17 protein-coding genes are annotated in these 15,820 nt (G+C 63.1%); 9 read left to right on the forward strand and 8 right to left on the reverse strand.

Going from position 1 to position 15,820, the window contains the following annotated elements:
- Window positions 1-8 precede the first annotated feature (8 nt).
- From G7020_RS13445 to G7020_RS13475, 7 genes are all read left to right on the forward strand, one after another.
- Window positions 9-1,013, forward strand: a complete 1,005-nt coding sequence (locus G7020_RS13445; RefSeq protein ID WP_181085201.1) for a TRAP transporter substrate-binding protein — start codon at window positions 9-11, stop codon at window positions 1,011-1,013.
- Between the two features lie 28 nt (window positions 1,014-1,041).
- A complete protein-coding gene (locus G7020_RS13450) occupies window positions 1,042-1,536 on the forward strand; it encodes a TRAP transporter small permease (RefSeq protein ID WP_065985909.1) in 495 nt (164 codons plus the stop codon).
- Window positions 1,533-2,813: a TRAP transporter large permease gene (locus G7020_RS13455; RefSeq protein ID WP_065985908.1), complete on the forward strand. Its 1,281-nt coding sequence runs from the start codon at window positions 1,533-1,535 to the stop codon at window positions 2,811-2,813. The genes G7020_RS13450 and G7020_RS13455 overlap by 4 nt, the downstream gene beginning before the upstream one ends.
- Window positions 2,814-2,823: 10 nt before the next feature.
- On the forward strand, window positions 2,824-3,741 hold the full coding sequence (locus G7020_RS13460) for an amidohydrolase family protein (protein ID WP_181085203.1): 918 nt from the start codon (window positions 2,824-2,826) through the stop codon (window positions 3,739-3,741).
- Between the two features lie 177 nt (window positions 3,742-3,918).
- Window positions 3,919-4,725 carry a glutathione-dependent disulfide-bond oxidoreductase gene (gene yghU, locus G7020_RS13465; RefSeq protein WP_181085205.1) on the forward strand — a complete coding sequence of 269 codons (807 nt, stop codon included), beginning with the start codon at window positions 3,919-3,921 and terminating at the stop codon, window positions 4,723-4,725.
- Between the two features lie 294 nt (window positions 4,726-5,019).
- The gene (locus G7020_RS13470) at window positions 5,020-5,811 is read left to right on the forward strand and encodes a hypothetical protein (RefSeq protein ID WP_181085207.1); all 792 of its coding nucleotides are present in this window, start codon (window positions 5,020-5,022) and stop codon (window positions 5,809-5,811) included.
- A gap of 245 nt (window positions 5,812-6,056) precedes the next feature.
- Window positions 6,057-6,440 carry a hypothetical protein gene (locus G7020_RS13475; protein ID WP_181085210.1) on the forward strand — a complete coding sequence of 128 codons (384 nt, stop codon included), beginning with the start codon at window positions 6,057-6,059 and terminating at the stop codon, window positions 6,438-6,440.
- A gap of 16 nt (window positions 6,441-6,456) precedes the next feature.
- Here the strand turns inward: G7020_RS13475 and G7020_RS13480 are convergent, their stop codons facing one another.
- From G7020_RS13480 to G7020_RS13505, 6 genes are all read right to left on the reverse strand, one after another.
- Window positions 6,457-6,957 (reverse strand): DUF4126 family protein, encoded by a 501-nt coding sequence (locus G7020_RS13480; protein WP_181085212.1) that lies wholly within the window; start codon window positions 6,955-6,957, stop codon window positions 6,457-6,459.
- A 219-nt stretch (window positions 6,958-7,176) separates the two neighbouring features.
- Window positions 7,177-7,593, reverse strand: coding sequence for a DsrE family protein (locus G7020_RS13485; RefSeq protein ID WP_181085214.1), 417 nt, complete (start codon window positions 7,591-7,593; stop codon window positions 7,177-7,179).
- A 28-nt stretch (window positions 7,594-7,621) separates the two neighbouring features.
- The gene (locus G7020_RS13490) at window positions 7,622-8,164 is read right to left on the reverse strand and encodes a rhodanese-like domain-containing protein (protein ID WP_181085216.1); all 543 of its coding nucleotides are present in this window, start codon (window positions 8,162-8,164) and stop codon (window positions 7,622-7,624) included.
- Between the two features lie 27 nt (window positions 8,165-8,191).
- A complete protein-coding gene (locus G7020_RS13495; RefSeq protein WP_181085217.1) occupies window positions 8,192-8,503 on the reverse strand; it encodes an ArsR/SmtB family transcription factor in 312 nt (103 codons plus the stop codon).
- 91 nt (window positions 8,504-8,594) lie between these two features.
- Window positions 8,595-9,458, reverse strand: coding sequence for an SPFH domain-containing protein (locus G7020_RS13500; RefSeq protein ID WP_181085219.1), 864 nt, complete (start codon window positions 9,456-9,458; stop codon window positions 8,595-8,597).
- A 15-nt stretch (window positions 9,459-9,473) separates the two neighbouring features.
- On the reverse strand, window positions 9,474-9,917 hold the full coding sequence (locus G7020_RS13505; protein ID WP_181085221.1) for an NfeD family protein: 444 nt from the start codon (window positions 9,915-9,917) through the stop codon (window positions 9,474-9,476).
- A gap of 300 nt (window positions 9,918-10,217) precedes the next feature.
- On the opposite strand from G7020_RS13505, the gene G7020_RS13510 reads away from it, so the two are divergent.
- Together G7020_RS13510 and G7020_RS13515 are read left to right on the forward strand one after the other, a co-directional pair.
- Window positions 10,218-10,862 carry an MEDS domain-containing protein gene (locus G7020_RS13510; protein WP_181085223.1) on the forward strand — a complete coding sequence of 215 codons (645 nt, stop codon included), beginning with the start codon at window positions 10,218-10,220 and terminating at the stop codon, window positions 10,860-10,862.
- Between the two features lie 30 nt (window positions 10,863-10,892).
- Window positions 10,893-12,521, forward strand: coding sequence for a hybrid sensor histidine kinase/response regulator (locus G7020_RS13515; RefSeq protein WP_181085225.1), 1,629 nt, complete (start codon window positions 10,893-10,895; stop codon window positions 12,519-12,521).
- A gap of 76 nt (window positions 12,522-12,597) precedes the next feature.
- Here the strand turns inward: G7020_RS13515 and treS are convergent, their stop codons facing one another.
- Entirely contained in the window at window positions 12,598-14,667 is a 2,070-nt protein-coding gene (gene treS / locus G7020_RS13520; protein WP_181085227.1) for a maltose alpha-D-glucosyltransferase, read from the reverse strand.
- 102 nt (window positions 14,668-14,769) lie between these two features.
- Window positions 14,770-15,711 carry a D-alanyl-D-alanine endopeptidase gene (gene pbpG, locus G7020_RS13525; protein WP_181085229.1) on the reverse strand — a complete coding sequence of 314 codons (942 nt, stop codon included), beginning with the start codon at window positions 15,709-15,711 and terminating at the stop codon, window positions 14,770-14,772.
- Window positions 15,712-15,820: the final 109 nt, after the last annotated feature.

Consider the following 15,820-nt stretch of genomic DNA (forward strand, 5'->3'; position numbering starts at 1 on the left):
AGGCCGTAATGACGCTCCTGTCCAGATTCTCAAAGCTAATGATGACCTCGGCGCTGATGACCGCCGTGCTGAGCACGCCGATCATGGCCAGTGCGGCGACAACCATCCGACTCGGCTGGACCACTGCCGACAGCGCGGTCGACCCCTACGCCATCGCCGCTCACTATTTCGCCGAAGAGCTGGAAGCGGTCGCACCGGGCGCCTTCTCGGTGAAATTCTTCCCGAGCAACCAGCTGGGCAACGACACCGACATGCTTCAAGGCATGCAATTTGGCACACTCGATGCTGGCGTCATTACCGGTACACAGCTGGGTACGCTGAACAAGAGCTTTCAGTTGCTGGACCTTCCGTTTCTGTTCAAGGACCGCGAGCAGGCGCACCAGATTCTCGATGGCGAGCTTGGCCAGGAACTGTTCCAGCGTCTCGAACAGCAGGGCATCGTCGGTCTGGGTTTCGCTGAGGCGGGCTTTCGCCACACGATCAACAACCGCCGCCCGGTCAACACACCGGCTGACCTGAGCGGCATCAAGCTGCGCGTGCAGCCCAGTGATCTGTTCCTTGCCAGCTTCCAGGCGCTGGGGGCCAATCCGGTGCCGATGGCCTGGAGCGAGTCATATACCGCCGTGCAGCAGGGTACGGTCGATGGACTGGAGATACCGCTCGCAGTGATTTATGCGAACAAATACGCCAGCGCGGTGAAATACCTCTCGCTGACCAACCACACTTACAACGCGCTGCCACTGCTGATGTCGAAACAGGCCCTTTCCCGGCTGCCGGACGAACAGCAGAAAGCCATCCACACGGCAGCCAGGAAAGCCATCGAACGCCAGCGGGCCGAAGTGGCGAAGAACGAGCAGGCGCTTATCGAACAGATCGAGTCCGAGGGGATGCAAATCAACGAGGTGACCGACGCCCTGGCCTTCCGCGAGGCGGTCCGCCCCGTCTATGAACGCTACCGCACACAGATCGGAGAAGATCTGGTCGACCAGACCCTGCAACTGATCTCCGAATAACGTCACGACACCCAGCGGGCGCAGATCCATGTTCAGACTTCTGGAAACGGGCAGCAGACGGCTTGCCGCCGTCACCGCAGCCCTCGGCGCGGCATGCGCCTTGATCATGTCCCTTTCGCTCCTGCTGGGCGTGTTCTACCGCTACGTGCTCAATGCGTCCCTGACCTGGACGGATGAGGTCGCCCTGCTCGCGTTCAGCTGGACGATCTTTCTGTTCGCCAGCGTACTGGTTCGCGGCTTCGCTCATGTCCGTGTCACGCTGGTGCTCGGCATGCTGCCGGCCACGCTGCGATTCATGCTTGAGCGACTGAACCTGCTCCTGGTGGCCGCCTTCGGGGCGTTGATGCTGTGGGCTGGATGGAACTTCGCCGGTTTCACGGCGCAGCAGGTATCGCCCGCCCTTCGTTATCCACTGTGGCTACAGGGCTCGGCCATTCCTGTGTCCGGCGCGCTGATCCTGTTCCACGCCATCGTCCTGCTGCTGAGTCCGCGCGAGCATCTGGCCAAGGAGGCGCAAGCATGAGCGAAGTCGCCCTGGTGCTCATCGGTGGTCTGTTCGTACTGTTGCTCCTGGGAGTGCCGATCGCATTCACGCTCGGTATCCTCACCGCGGTCGGTATCTGGATGGCCGATTTCAACCCGATGATTCTGGCGCAGCGCCTGGTGGCCGGCAGCAATATCTCCTCCCTGCTGGCCATCCCCGGCTTCATTCTCGCGGGCGACCTGATGAGCGCTGGCGGACTGTCGCGACGCCTGGTCAGAATCGCCTCGGTCTGCTTTGGCCACCTCACCGGCGGACTGTCGATGGCGACGGTGGCCGCAGGCACCTTCTTCGGTGCCATTTCCGGATCGGCCCCCGCCACTACCGCTGCCGTCGGCTCGGTCATGATCGACGAGATGGAAAAGCGCGGTTACTCGCGCGGCTACGCAGCCGGGTTGGCGACCTCCATCGGCCCGCTGGGGCAGATGATCCCGCCGTCCATCCCCATGATCATCTGGGGCGTGCTGGCGGAGCAGTCGATTTCCAAGCTGTTCCTGGCCGGCGTGGTGCCAGGACTGATCGCAGCCGCCGGCTTCTGCGTGGTCGGCTACCTGTACGCTCGTCGCCTGGGTATTCCCAAGGAAGCACGCGCCAGCTTCGGACAGCTAGGCGCGGCATTTCGGGACGGCTTGTGGGCACTGCTGGCTCCGGTGGTCATTCTCGGCGGCATCTATGGAGGTATATTCACTCCGACCGAGGCGGCTTTCGTCGGCGCGCTGTACAGCCTGATCATCGGCCTGTTCGTCTACAAGGACCTGAACTGGCGCACCCTGGGCCCACTGTTCATCCAGTCCATGCGCACCACCACGGTGATCATGTTCATCATCGTCGTTGCCTACGGCTTCGCCTGGATCATCGCCAGCGAGCAGATCCCCACCCAGATCAGCTCGGCGCTGCTGAGCATCACCGACAACCCCTTCCTGATTCTGCTGCTGCTCAACATCATGCTGCTGGTGCTCGGCGCGTTCATGGACACCGTGTCGGCCATGGTCATCCTCAGCGGCGTGCTGACGGCAGTCGGCGCGCAGGTAGGACTCGACCCGATCCAGCTCGGCGCCATGGTGGTGATCAATTTTGCGGTCGGAATGGTCACCCCGCCGCTCGGCTACTCGCTGTTCGTCGCCTCTTCGATCAGTGGACTCAGCATCGAGACAGTGTCCCGCCATCTGTGGCCCTTCCTGCTGGTTCTGATCGCTCTGGTTGGGCTGATCGCCTACGTACCGGCAATCACCCTGTGGCTTCCGGGTCTGGTTGGCTAAGGCGGGCTATATGAGCGGTCATTCCACACAGTCAACATTCAGCGAGCCCACCATTCCCGGCGCGGACCCCAGCCCTCGACCACCCATCGAGGCGCTGCCGCCCAAGGCCTGCGACACCCACGCGCACCTGTTCGGGCCGCAGCAACGGTATCCCTATCAGGCGAATCGCAGCTATACACCGCCGGACGCCGGTGAAGCGGCCTATCGGAAGATGCTCGGCACGCTCGGTTTCGAGCGTGCCGTACTGGTTCAGCCAAGCGTGTTCGGTACCGACAACAGCCTCATGCTAGACACGCTCGCGGCGATCCGTAACGACGACCCGATCCAATGGCGTGGTGTCGCCGTCGTTGACCGGTCGATCACTGATGCCGAGTTCGAGCGGATGCATGCACTGGGTGTGCGTGGAATCCGCATCAACCTGCTGTTCCCCGGCGGCGTGCCCTTCTCCGACATCGAAACGCTTGCCGAGCGGGTGACCGGTCTGGGTTGGCATGTGCAGTTTCTGGTAGACGTCTCGAAGATCGAGCGGCTGGCCGAACGCCTCGACCGCCTGCCCACCGACAGCGTGATAGACCACATGGGCCACATCCCGGCCCACCAGGGCGCCCATGACCCAGGCTTCAGACAATTGCTTGCGCTACTCGAAGCGGGACGGACATGGGTCAAGCTCAGCGGGCCGAACCGGGTTTCTTCGCTTGGCCAAGCGCCTTTCGAGGATGTCGACGCTTTTGTCACCGAGCTGGTCTCGACGCGAGAAGATCGCTGTCTGTTCGGCACCGATTGGCCTCATGTGCAGCTACCCGGCCCGATACCCAACGACGGCGATCTGGTGGACGAATTTCTCCGCCTGGTACCTGACGCCGCTACACGTCGGCGCATCCTCAGCGACAACCCGGCCAAACTCTATGGTTTCAGCGAACAGCGCTAGGTCCAGGTCGATCAAGGCCCATTCCCGACGGTTCATCGAGCCCCTGCCACTGCAGGCGGGTAGATGGTACGGTCCGCCCGTACCATGGCCGACTACGATTCGGCCGGCACGAATACCGCCATTCAACTGTCCGAAAAAGCAGCTTCGGACGCTTCCTGTCCGGGAAAGGAGCTTCGCATGAGCGACACCAGCTACACACCGCCGAAGGTCTGGACACATGACGCACCGTCGGGCGGCAAGTTCGCCAGCATCAACGCCCCCACCGCCGGCGCGCGCGAGGAAAAAGCGCTGCCGGTGGGCAAGCACCCGCTGCAGCTCTACTCGCTGGCCACCCCCAACGGCGTCAAGGTCAGCATCATGCTCGAAGAGCTGCTCGCCCTCGGCCATGCCGGCGCCGAATACGACGCCTGGCTGATCAACATCGGCGACGGCGACCAGTTCGGCAGCGGCTTCGTCGAGATCAACCCCAATTCGAAGATCCCGGCACTGGCCGACCACAGCGTCGACGGCGAGCCACTGCGGGTATTCGAGTCCGGCTCGATCCTGGTCTACCTCGCGGAAAAATTCGGCGCCTTCCTGCCCAACGAACCCCGCGCGCGCACCGAGACGCTGAACTGGCTGTTCTGGCAGATGGGCTCGGCGCCCTTCGTCGGCGGCGGCTTCGGGCATTTCTATGCCTATGCGCCGGAGAAATACGAATACCCGATCAACCGCTATGCCATGGAAGCCAAGCGTCAGCTGGACGTGCTCGATCACCAGCTGGCCGAACGGCGCTATATCGCTGGCGATGAGTACACAATCGCCGACATGGCCATCTGGCCCTGGTACGGCGCCCTCGCCCTCGGCGAGCTGTACGAGGCAGCGGAGTTTCTTTCCGTGCAGGATTACCGGCACGTGCAACGCTGGGCCGCCGAGATCGCCGCCCGCCCCGCGGTGATTCGCGGGCGCAAGGTCAACCGCACCTGGGGCGAGGAATCGGAATAGGCGCCCGAGCGCCACGATGCCTCGGATCTCGACTGATTCGCTACACGCTGCGGCGGGTGGAAACGGCAAATCCTTTCCACCTCGCAGCCGCACAAGCATGCCAGGCAGTCTTGCCACACTCCCCTGACCGCTGATCTTCCCCGCTGAACTCTGCCAGTAGTCACACACCCAAAGTTTCATGGGTGCTGCTTTTGGCTGTCTGTCATCCATGGGCTGACCGCCTCTGGCGCGTCGTCGTGCCGGGCAACGCAGCGCTCTGCATACCCGGTTGTTCAACACAACGTGAGGTGAACCATGAGACATACACTGGTAGCAGCGTTCGCAACGCTGACCGATGCCAACCGCACTCGCGGCGACCTGATGGCGCGCGGCATCCCACGCGAGCAGATCCACGCCGTAGGCGCCGAAATGGCGGAAATCCACGCCTACGACGCACCCTACTCCACCACCGACAGCACCCTGGATCGCACGCAGCATGACGCCAGGGTCGCGCATTTCTTCCAATCGCTGTTCGGCAACGAACCCCACACAGACCATCGCCATTACGCTACGGCGTATCCGGATGCGATACGCCGGGGTGCTCTGGTAATCGCCGTGGATGTAACCGACGAGGACCAACTGATCAGGGCCCGCGACGCGCTGGAATACAACGGCGCCCTGGACATCCACGAGCACGGCGCCGGCTCCAACGATACAGCCGCAGCGCACGGCTACCCCGGCCCCACCAGCCCCTATGCCGGCGCGACCGGCGGCGACAGCCACCTCGACAAGCACTTTGTCGGCACGCGTCATTCGACGGACCAGCATCTAGCCGCAAGCGCAGCGAGCCCAGGCCATACCACCGATGCGTCCTCGACCCGTCCTGACGCCAGCAGCTCTGCCGACACCGGTCGCTATGACATCGGTAGCGCCGCCAAACGCGCCGGTACAGACTACCCTGAAACCACCGCCACCACGGCCCCGACCGGAGCCGGGACGACGGGCCACGGCACGCCTGTCGACGCACCCGGAGTCACTCCGGGCGTCGGCACCACTCAAACGGGGGCAAGTCGTGACCGTATCTGCGTGATCCAGCGACCGAGCTGACAGCAACGCCTTCATAACAGCGGGCCGCACAAGGCGGCCCGCTGTTTAGCGACGCCCCCCTCCGCCCTGCCTCAAACACCAGCGATGCCGGCCCGCATCGTGAAGCGCGCCCCTCGTGGCAAGCCCTACGTGCTTACGGAAGCCATCCCCTGCGGCGATTGGCGCGGCAACGGCATAATGAACCTCGCGTACTCTGAACGCTCCGGGGCGGCTGAGTACTGCCCATCCGAGCCGAGGGCCACGCCATGAACATGTCGAGATCCGTCACGTCCTGCCTGCTGGTTTGCCTGCCCGTATTTTCCAGCGCCTGGGCCGCCCAACCGGCCATGGAGCAGACGCAAGGTGCCTCCAAGAGCGCCTTTGTGCTGCACGAAGGCGGCAATATGCACACCGATCAGCAGGCCCTGCGTGAACGCCGTGCCAAGGCCCTCGAACGAGAACAGCGCGAAGCTCACAACGCCCTGATGGCGGCCAAGTACGCGATCACCCGGAAATACCTGGCCAAGCTACCGGCCCATGAGCACGAAGCCATGCAGGCCGAACTGGCGGAGCAGCATGCAACCTTCGCCTATCGCTACCCCGAGGCCTATTCCCGACTGGTGAAAAACAACCCGCACAAAACGGACTGAACGCGCCCGCACCTCATCACTCGCCCCGGCCACGCCCCAACGCCCGGCGCAACCCGGCGCTACCGACCGCCAGCGCCAGGCAGTCTTCGGCCAAGCCGAGCGCCGCATTCAGCAGCGGCCTCGGCTGATAGGGCTTGCGCAGGCTCAGCCCGATCTTGGCAGCGATCAGCGCCGCCGTCGCGCCGAACAATACCGGCACCCGTGCCGGCTCGCGCCGCACACCCGCCAGCGCCGCCGCACTCACGCCGCCCGAGAACGCACGAAACATCATCGAAGGGGCAATCGTGCGATCCGGAGCAAAGGGCATCTTGTCTCCCAGCACCTCGCTGGCCGCCAGCGGCACCAACGCCGTGCGCGCCACGTCAGACGTCAGCCACTGCGCGGCCTCGCCCGCGCCATCGAGATCATCCCGCCTGTTCAACGCTCGACTGACCATCGTCGGCGCCAACATGCTGCGCATGCCCGTCACCGCCCCGATTGCCAGGGCGGCCCACAAGAGACTGCTGGAATTGGTCATGCTGGTTTCTCCCGATGGCTGTCTAATTCCGACCGGGCCGAAATGGGGACGTTCAGCGGAGAGCGGACTGGCCAGCCAAGGCCGCAAAGACTAATGCCGTCTTCCTCCAGACCCTCTCGTCGCTGTGGCAAGGCCCGTAGAGCCTGTCTTGTTCAGCTCGGTTAAATCACGAGTCAATGGATTCGACCCTACAGGCCTCATGGCGCTCGACGATAAAACTCAGAAACTGAACACCTTGCGTCCACTCTCCAGCATGGAACGGGCCATGTCGTCGGGCTTGGCCACGCCGACGCCGTCCTTCAGGGCCTCTTTCGGGTGCCCGCTGTTGGGCAGATAGAGGGCACAGACCGATACGCTCGCGCCTTTGTCCATCGCGGCGGAAAGCAGTTGCGCCGGCGTGACGTCGTTCGGCTTCAGCGGCTCGCCACCTGCATCCTTCAGGGCCAACGATCCGGCCTGATCGCACAGCAGAATATCCACCTGGGCACCCTGCGCCTGCATCTGGTTGGCCAGGACCATCGCCATGCCCTGCGTCATGCCGCTGGCATCGCTGAGGATCACCGTAACCGATCGATCGTCAGCCAGCAGGCTTGAACTGGCACCCAGCAGCGCCACAGCACACAACAGCTTCTTCATCGTTGTATCTCCTTGCTAAGCCTGGCCGTTACTGGCCGCGATAGATTTTCTGCAGGTTCATCTTCGGGCTCCACGGCAGGCCTTCATTCTGCCAACCGTTGAGCAGGCGGAATCCGGCCTGCTCGCCTTCCTTGATGCTGTCGCCCTGGAAACCATGAACGACATAGCGGGCGTTGGGGAAGCCGTTTTCACGCAGGTACCGGGCGCTGGGCTCGCCGCGCTCGCTGCCGGAACGGCACAGGGTGACGATTTCGCTGTCCGCCGGCAGGCCGCGCCGCTCAAGCTCCGCGGCGACTTCGGCAACGAAGTTCGGGTTGCGGTTGACGCTGAAGGTTCCGCGTTCCTCATTCACCTCATTGCGGTCAACCAGCAGATAGGGAATATTCACATGCGCGCTGTCGGTGAAACCGACAAACATGATCTCGACAGGATCTCGCACATCGATGAACAGAAAGTCTTTCTCTCCGCTTTCGACCTTGGCCTGGGTCTCCTTGGCCGGCATGCCGATCTCCACGGCCTGAACGTTCAGGGCAAACAAGCAGCCCAGCATGACTCCAGCAAGCATCTTCATTGCGCAATCCTCTCGAGTGGTTGGCTCTCAAGGGCAGAAGATCTCCTTGAGAGTGCCGATCAGCCGGTTCACATCGGGATTGCCGATCCGGTAGTACAGCGTCTGCGCCTCGCGGCGAAAGGTAATCAGCCCCTCGTCGCGCATTTTCGCCAGATGCTGCGACAGCGCCGACTGGCTCAACGGCAGGTACCGGTGCAGCTCCCCCACTGACAATTCGCCATGCTCGATCAGCAGGCAGAGCACCAGCAGCCGGTGCTCGTTACCCACGGCACGCAGCATGACCGCCGCCCTGGCCGCACTGTCCTGCAGAACGGCCAGCTCCTGTTCACTGAATGCCATAGGGCCTCTGATTAAGCTGAAACTAATTTAGATTTAACTAATATAAATGGCAAGCACGTATTTCAAACGCATGCGCCGCGCCGCCTGCGGCTTATCCACGCGCCCCGAGCCTGCCGACCACGCCACGCAGGGTTTCCTGGATGTCGGCGGGCAGCAGCACGGTCTTGGCGTTGTCGCTCTGGCTCAGGCGGTCCAGCGCGGCGATGTATTTCTCGCCGAGCAGGTACATCATCGGTCCGCTTTCATTGCCGACGGCGCTGCTGACCCGGCGAATCGCCTCGGCCGAGGCTTCGGCCAGCATGACCTGGGCATCGGCATCGCGACGGGCTGATTCCAGCCTTGCCTCGGCTTCGAGAATGGCCGCCTGCTTGGCGCCTTCGGCACGGGTCACGGTGGCCTTGCGCTCGCGTTCGGCAGCGGCCTGCAGCTCCATCGCACGCTGCATGGATTCCGAGGGCTTGATGTCCTGGATTTCCACCGACTTGACGGTCAGGCCCCAGTCCACCGCTTCATCGGCGATGCTTTCGCGCAGGCGCGCCTTGATCCGGTCACGCGATGACAGCGCCTCGTCCAGCTCCATTTCGCCGACGATGGAGCGCAGGGTGGTCATGATCAGGTTGCGGATCGCTTCGGAGAAATCAGTGATGCCGTACACCGCCTTGACCGGATCGGTGACCTTGATGAAAGCAATCGCATTGGTGAGGATCACCGCATTATCGCGGGTGATAACCTCCTGCTCCTGCACGTCGAGGATGATGTCCTTGGTCACCAGTTTGTAGGCGACATTGTCCAGGTAGGGAATCAGGATGTTCAGCCCCGGTCGCAGGGTGCTGTGGTATTTGCCGAGCCGCTCGACCACCCACTCCTCGCCCTGGGCCACCAGGCGCACGCCCTTGGCGATGGTGGTGACGATGAAAACCAGCACCACGCCGGCAATGATCAGTCCCTCATTCATGACGCAACTCCTCGATTAAGCTTTGGCAACTTTCAGATAACTGCCCTCGACGGACACCAGCCGCACACGCTCGCCAGCACTGATGCTCTGCTCCGCCACGCAGGCCCATTCCTCGGCGCCAAGTATGGGCCGCTGGAACCGCACCCGGCCCCGCTGGAACGGCTCGACCTGGCCGACCAGCAGCCCCACTTCACCAATCACCTCGCCAGCGGCGGTGCCGATCAGGGTCTTGTGTCGACTGGGTTTGAACACCCTGAACCACAGCACCACCATGGCCAGCGAAGCCAGCGCCCAGATCAGTAGCTGCAGGGTCAGTGACAGATCGCCAGCCAACAGCAGGATCGCCCCGACCAGCAGCGCGCCCATGCCGAACCAGATCACGAAAAACGAGGGAATCACCAGCTCAAGCATGATCAGCAGCAGACCACCGACCGCCCAATACCACCATTCGATAGCCATTTCGACTCCATTGTCAGACTGATGCCGGCCCATGCCGGTGCCGCTGCGCGGGCGGCACCGGCATGGGCATCGGCGGCCAAGTATGGACGCCATTGTCTGCGCTTTGCCGGAAGCCTGTCATGCATTGCCTTGCCGCAGAGAAGCCGAATCCACAACCCAGCACCAAAGTCTCGACCGCTTATCGCGAAGAAAGTCCGAGTGTAGGGGTGCGGCTTTGTTTTAGCCTGTAGAATCGGAGGCTTGTCACCGCCGGCTACATTCATGACTGCTTGAGAGCAGCCTGAACTCTGGAGATCATTGATGAGCGACCTTTCACTGGCAGGCACTCCCATCGAGCATTTCCATGTTTGCGCATTCTTCGATAGTCGCGAGCAGGAATACGACGTGCTGATTCCCTTTTTCAGGGAAGCGCTCGACCAGGGCGAGAAGAGCATCCATATTCTCGACCCAGCCACGCTGTCGGAGCACAGGAATCGCCTGACTGCTGGCGGAATCGATACCCATGCCTGTGAAGCCTGTGGCCAGCTGGAGCTGCAATCCTGGCAGGGCGTTTACCTGGATGAAAACGGCGCCTTCGAGAAGGATCGCATGCTCGCGACGCTGGATGCCGTCTGCAAGAAGGCGACCGAGGCGGGTTATCCCAGGGTACGCATCATGGGCAACATGGACTGGGCGTTCCGTGACGCAGCCGTGGAAAAGGATCTGCTCGCCTACGAGGCGGAGGTCAACGAAGTGCTGTCGCAGAATCGCCAGCCGGCGATTTGCGTCTACGACATCGCCAAACTGAACGGCTCGATGATGATGGACCTGCTGCGCACCCATCCCCTGACACTGATCAACGGCATCGTGCAGGAAAACCCCTTCTACACCCCTGCAACCGAAATGCTCGAAGAGCTGCGCAACAGGGAAACCGGCACACATCTGCATAGCGCCCATGCCGGCTAATCACAGCCCTTGCGCTGGCCGAGCCAATGGATGAGTCAACCGATGCCAGGACGCCTGGATAACGCCACCGCAGACCGGAGCATTCGCGACCTGATGGGTCTGCTGGCCCTGCCTGCCTTGTGGGCGGGGCGCGACGGAGCCGCCATTGTGCAGATCACCATCGAAGCCGTCGAACGCATCGTGCCGATGCGTTTCACCATGGTGGACGTCAAGCTGCTGCCGGACACGCCCAACCACCGCGTGCTACGCCTGAACGGGCAATACATCGACGCACCAGAGCGTGTCGAATGGGAGACTGCCGCCCGTGAATGGAAGCAGACGCGCCTGCCGGATGGACGTGTGCACCTGCTGTTCACCCCGCGCCAGCCGATGCGCGTGGTGCGGCTGAGCATGGGCTACGGCAAGTTCGGCGGAAACATCTGGTTTGGCTCCGATCGGCATGACTTTCCCAGCGAGCCGCAACTCGCTTTTCTGCGCGCCGCCGCATCGCTGGCAACCACAGGCCTGCAGACCGCCCGGGCCGACCATGAACGCGAGCAGGCCAGCCGCGCCAAGGATGAGTTCCTCGCCATGCTGGGGCACGAACTGCGCAATCCCCTGGCGCCGATCATCACCGTGATGGACCTGCTCAGGCTGCGCAGCAAAGGGCAGGAACTGTCGCGTGAACATCAGATCATCGAGCGCCAGGCGAAGCATCTGTCCAATCTGCTCGATGACTTGCTGGACGCGACCCGCATCATCCAGGGCAAGGTCGAACTCAAGCGCGAACCGCTCGATCTGAACAGCGTGCTTCAGCGCACTGTCGAGGCCACCGATACGCTGTTTCAGGAGCGCGGCCACACCCTGACGATACGCCTGCCCGAACACTCGGTATGGGTGTATGGCGATCCGACCCGACTGTTGCAGGTGTTCGCCAACCTGTTGACGAACGCGGCGAAGTACACCGACCGCGGCGGCAGAATCGAAATGGCCATGGAAGCGACCGAGTCACAGGTATCGATCACCGTGCAGGACAACGGCTCGGGCATCAGCCCGACCCTGTTTCCCAGGCTATTCAACATATTCGAACAGGGCGCGGCCACCATCGACCGCGGCAAGGGCGGGCTCGGTATCGGCCTGGCGCTGGTGAAAACCTTCGTCGAGCTGCACGAAGGTTCGGTGATGGCGCGCAGCGAGGGCATCGGTTGCGGCTCGGCGTTCACGGTCTCGCTACCACGCCTGAGCTCACCGAACAGGCTTCATGCATCGCCCGATCTCGCCCCGGCAGCCGCTGGAGCGGCGCTTCGCATACTGCTGGTCGACGACAACATCGATGCACTGGAAAGCATGCGTGATTATCTGGCTCACCACGGACATGAAGTCGTCGCCACCAGCGAGCCGCTGCAGGCATTGCAGATCGCCAACGCGTTCCGTCCCGATGTCGCGGTGCTGGATATCGGCCTGCCGGGCATGGACGGTTACGGTCTGGCGGCGGCTCTGCGAGGAAGGTTCTCGAAGGAAGAACTGCGTCTGGTGGCACTCACCGGCTATGGCCAGATCCGGGATTTTGAACGCTCGAAGACTGCGGGCTTCGACACGCATCTGGTCAAGCCGGTCTCGCTGGAGGCCCTCGACGCAGCCATTGCCGGCCCCTGCCCAGCTGCCGGGTCGGTGCGTTAGAACCGACTCGGGACTCGCCGATTGCCGAACAAGCCGGAACCTTCGGAGCAATCCTGGCGATACCGCCAACGTGCCGTCAGAGCACTGGCGAAGCCGCACTCACCACCCGCAGAGCCAGCCCTTCATAGGGGTCGAGGATAAGGTTCATCTCACAGGTTTCGGTCAGATCGCCCTCGACCCGCTCATGAATGATGTCAACCACCGGGCCAGGCGCAACGCCGGGCAGGCAGATGGTTTCGCTGATCGGTTCGGCGCTGAAGTTCAGCGCGGTGATCTGCACGCCCTTGCCGGCGGGCAGCTCATGCACCATCACCAGCAGACCGGGCGCTTGTACGTCCGCAATCAGGATCTGTTTGCTGGCGGCGATGTCGTAGGCCCGGCGCACACTGAGGATGCGCTTGAGTTGGCAAGCGAAGGAGCCCGCGTTCTGCAATTGCTCGACCAGGCTGCCATAGAGCGAGCGCGCCTTGGGCAAGCCTTCGGGAGAAGCATCGGCCTCGGGTGCGAGATCGGCCAGGTCGTAGGCGCCGCGATGCAACCAGCGGGTATCGCCATCACCCATGAGGTGCTCGACCTGCTCGACTTCCAACGGCAGGGCGCCGACCAGGTCCCAGCCGGAGAGGGCGAACACGCCGGGCTGCATGGCGTTGAACATCACCAGCAGGATATGCAGGCGCTGGATCTGTTCGATCTCGGCGGCGCCGATCGCGTTCAGGTCACGGATGCCCAGCGCCGCAGTGATCACGCTGACGGTCGTGCAGGACACGCCATTGGTGACGAACTTGAGATTGTAGGGTGCGTGTTCGCCGGTCAGCCGCTCGTACATTTCCTCGCGGATGTGCTCGCGCAGGATGCCGCCCGGCAGCGTCTGGCCGTGGTAGTGGTAATGGTCGTAGGCGTGCAGCGTCCAGAAGTGCACCAGTTCCAGGGTCAGCTCGTCGTGGTTCTGCATGGCGTGGATCAAGGAGGCCGGATCGATACCGAAGGCATGCACCTCGCGCAACATCAGCCGCAGGAATTCGGTGTCGCCGGTCAGCAGCGCATGATGATAGGCGGGGCGGGTGATGAAGTCGTAGGACAGGTCGGCGCCGCCGTGGGACATGGCGGCGATGTCGTCGATGGTCAGGTTCAGCTCCTGGAAGCTGAAACCGCCGGCCTTGCGGATGGTGCTGGCGATCAGCTGGTTGCCGGTGACCGATAACGGATGGCTCTCGGACCAGGCGGTGCCCTCGGCGCGGCGTTCGACGCCGAGAAAGCCGTTGGCGTCCAGGCGCAGCACACGCGCCCCGGAGACGTCGATGGCATGCAGGGCATCACCGATGATCAGCTGTTGCGCGGCGAAGGTCGGGTCCAGCCAGTTCAGCGAAGGCTGGCCTTCCTTGAAGTAGTGCAGGTAGACCCAGCGCCGGCGCTTGCCGTCGACGCCGGTGATAACGCCGGTGGCGCTCCAGTCGGTGTCCTTGATGCCCGGCTCGAAGAAGATCACCCGCTGCAGCTGACCGACGATGTAGTGCTTGTCCTTGAGCTGATCCACCACCGCTGGCGGAAGGTTGACCGAGTCGCGCCCTGCCGGCACTTCGGGCAGCAGCGGCCAGTCTTCCTCGTTGATCTCGACCATGTGGTACAGCCCCGGATAATCGCCGTAGGCCATCTCGGCGAGGCGGAAATCCGGGCCCTTGCCGGTGTGTGCCGGGACGATGTCGTCGATGACGATGGCATTGTGCGCGGCGGCCATGCGGCTGAGCTGCAGCATCTGCGCCTCGGTGCCGAGGTTGGGGTCGATGTCGAAGCTGATGCGGTCGAAATTGCCGTCGATGGTCGGGGTGAATTCACGCCCGCGCAAGCCGCCGGAGCGCTTCATCGGGCCGTTGTGAATGCCCTGCACGCCAAGCTCGGACAAGGCGCTCCAGAGCCGGTCATCGCCCAGCGCCTGCAGCACCGAACCGCCCTCGGCCGTGATGATGGCGGCGGGGTAGGCGGTGAACCATACCGAGGCAATCGCGCTCGCATCGCGCGGCCGCGCCTGGGCATAGGGACGCTGCCAGAGCCGGGCCTGGCCGGCATAGAGGCGGGCCCGCTCGCGGGCCGCGTGAAGCATGGACTGGTCTTCCAGCCATTCGATGTAAGTGCTGTCTGGTGTACTCATAACGACGTTCGTTTCCCGGTGCGCTGAGGGACGGTAGTCGTTTGAGTCGGGCGCAGCGGCATCGTTGCATCACAGGATGCAACGATGCCCGGAAGAGCCGTATCAGCGCGCGCCGGCTACCGCAGTCGCGGCATCGCCCGGCTGCCCGGCCAGCTGGCGTTCGGCCTGTTTCTGCGCCTTGTAGGCCAGGGCGGCGGGCGCCACCGGGGTGACCGTTCCGGTTTCCAGCCACTTCTTCAGGCGATTGGCATCGGCCATGTGGGTGTACTTGCCGAAGGCGTCGAGCACCACAAAGGCCACGTCACGCTGGTCCATCACGGTACGCATCACCAGGCAGTGGCCGGCGGCGTTGGTGAAGCCGGTCTTGGTCAGCTGGATATCCCAGCCGGGTTTGCGCACCAGCGCATTGGTGTTGCGAAAGCCCAAGGTGTAGTTGGGCTTGCGAAAGGCCACGGTCTTCTCGGACAGGGTGCTGAGCTCGCCGATCAGCGGATAGGCCTGGCTGGCCCGCAGCAGCTTGACCAGATCATTGGCACTGGAGACGTTGCGCTCCGACAGGCCGGTGGGTTCGACATAGCGGGTGCTGCTCATGCCCAGTGCGCTGGCCTTGAGGTTCATCGCCTGGACAAAGGCCGCATAACCGCCCGGATAGTGGTGGGCCAGGCTTGCCGCCGCACGGTTCTCCGAGGACATCAGGGTCAGCAGCAGCATCTCGCGGCGGCTGATCTCGCTGCCGATGCGTACACGGGAGAACACGCCCTGCATTTCCACCGCGTCGCGAATGGTGACCGACAGCTGCTCATCGAGCGGCAGCCTGGCGTCGAGCGCCACCATGGCGGTCATCAGCTTGGTTACCGAGGCGATGGGCACCACCAGATCGGGATTGCTCGAATACAGGACCTGACTGGTTTTCAGGTCGATCAGCAGGGCGCTGCCGGAGGCGAGCTCCTGCTGGACCACAGCCGGAGCCGCGACCGCAGCGGGGCTGATGATGGCGCTGCTGCAGGCCAGCAGCAGGCCGAAAAGGGAATGACGAAGCTTCACGAGAAGTACCAGAGAAAAAGTGACGAAATGGACGGAATCACGCGGCGCGCAGTATACGGAAAGCCGTCCCCGACGGGTTCATGCCGGTGGAGTGTAGAAGAGAATCGTC

The sequence above is a fragment of the Stutzerimonas stutzeri genome, assembly GCF_013522825.1.
In the GTDB taxonomy this organism is placed as follows: Bacteria; Pseudomonadota; Gammaproteobacteria; order Pseudomonadales; family Pseudomonadaceae; genus Stutzerimonas; species Stutzerimonas stutzeri_AK.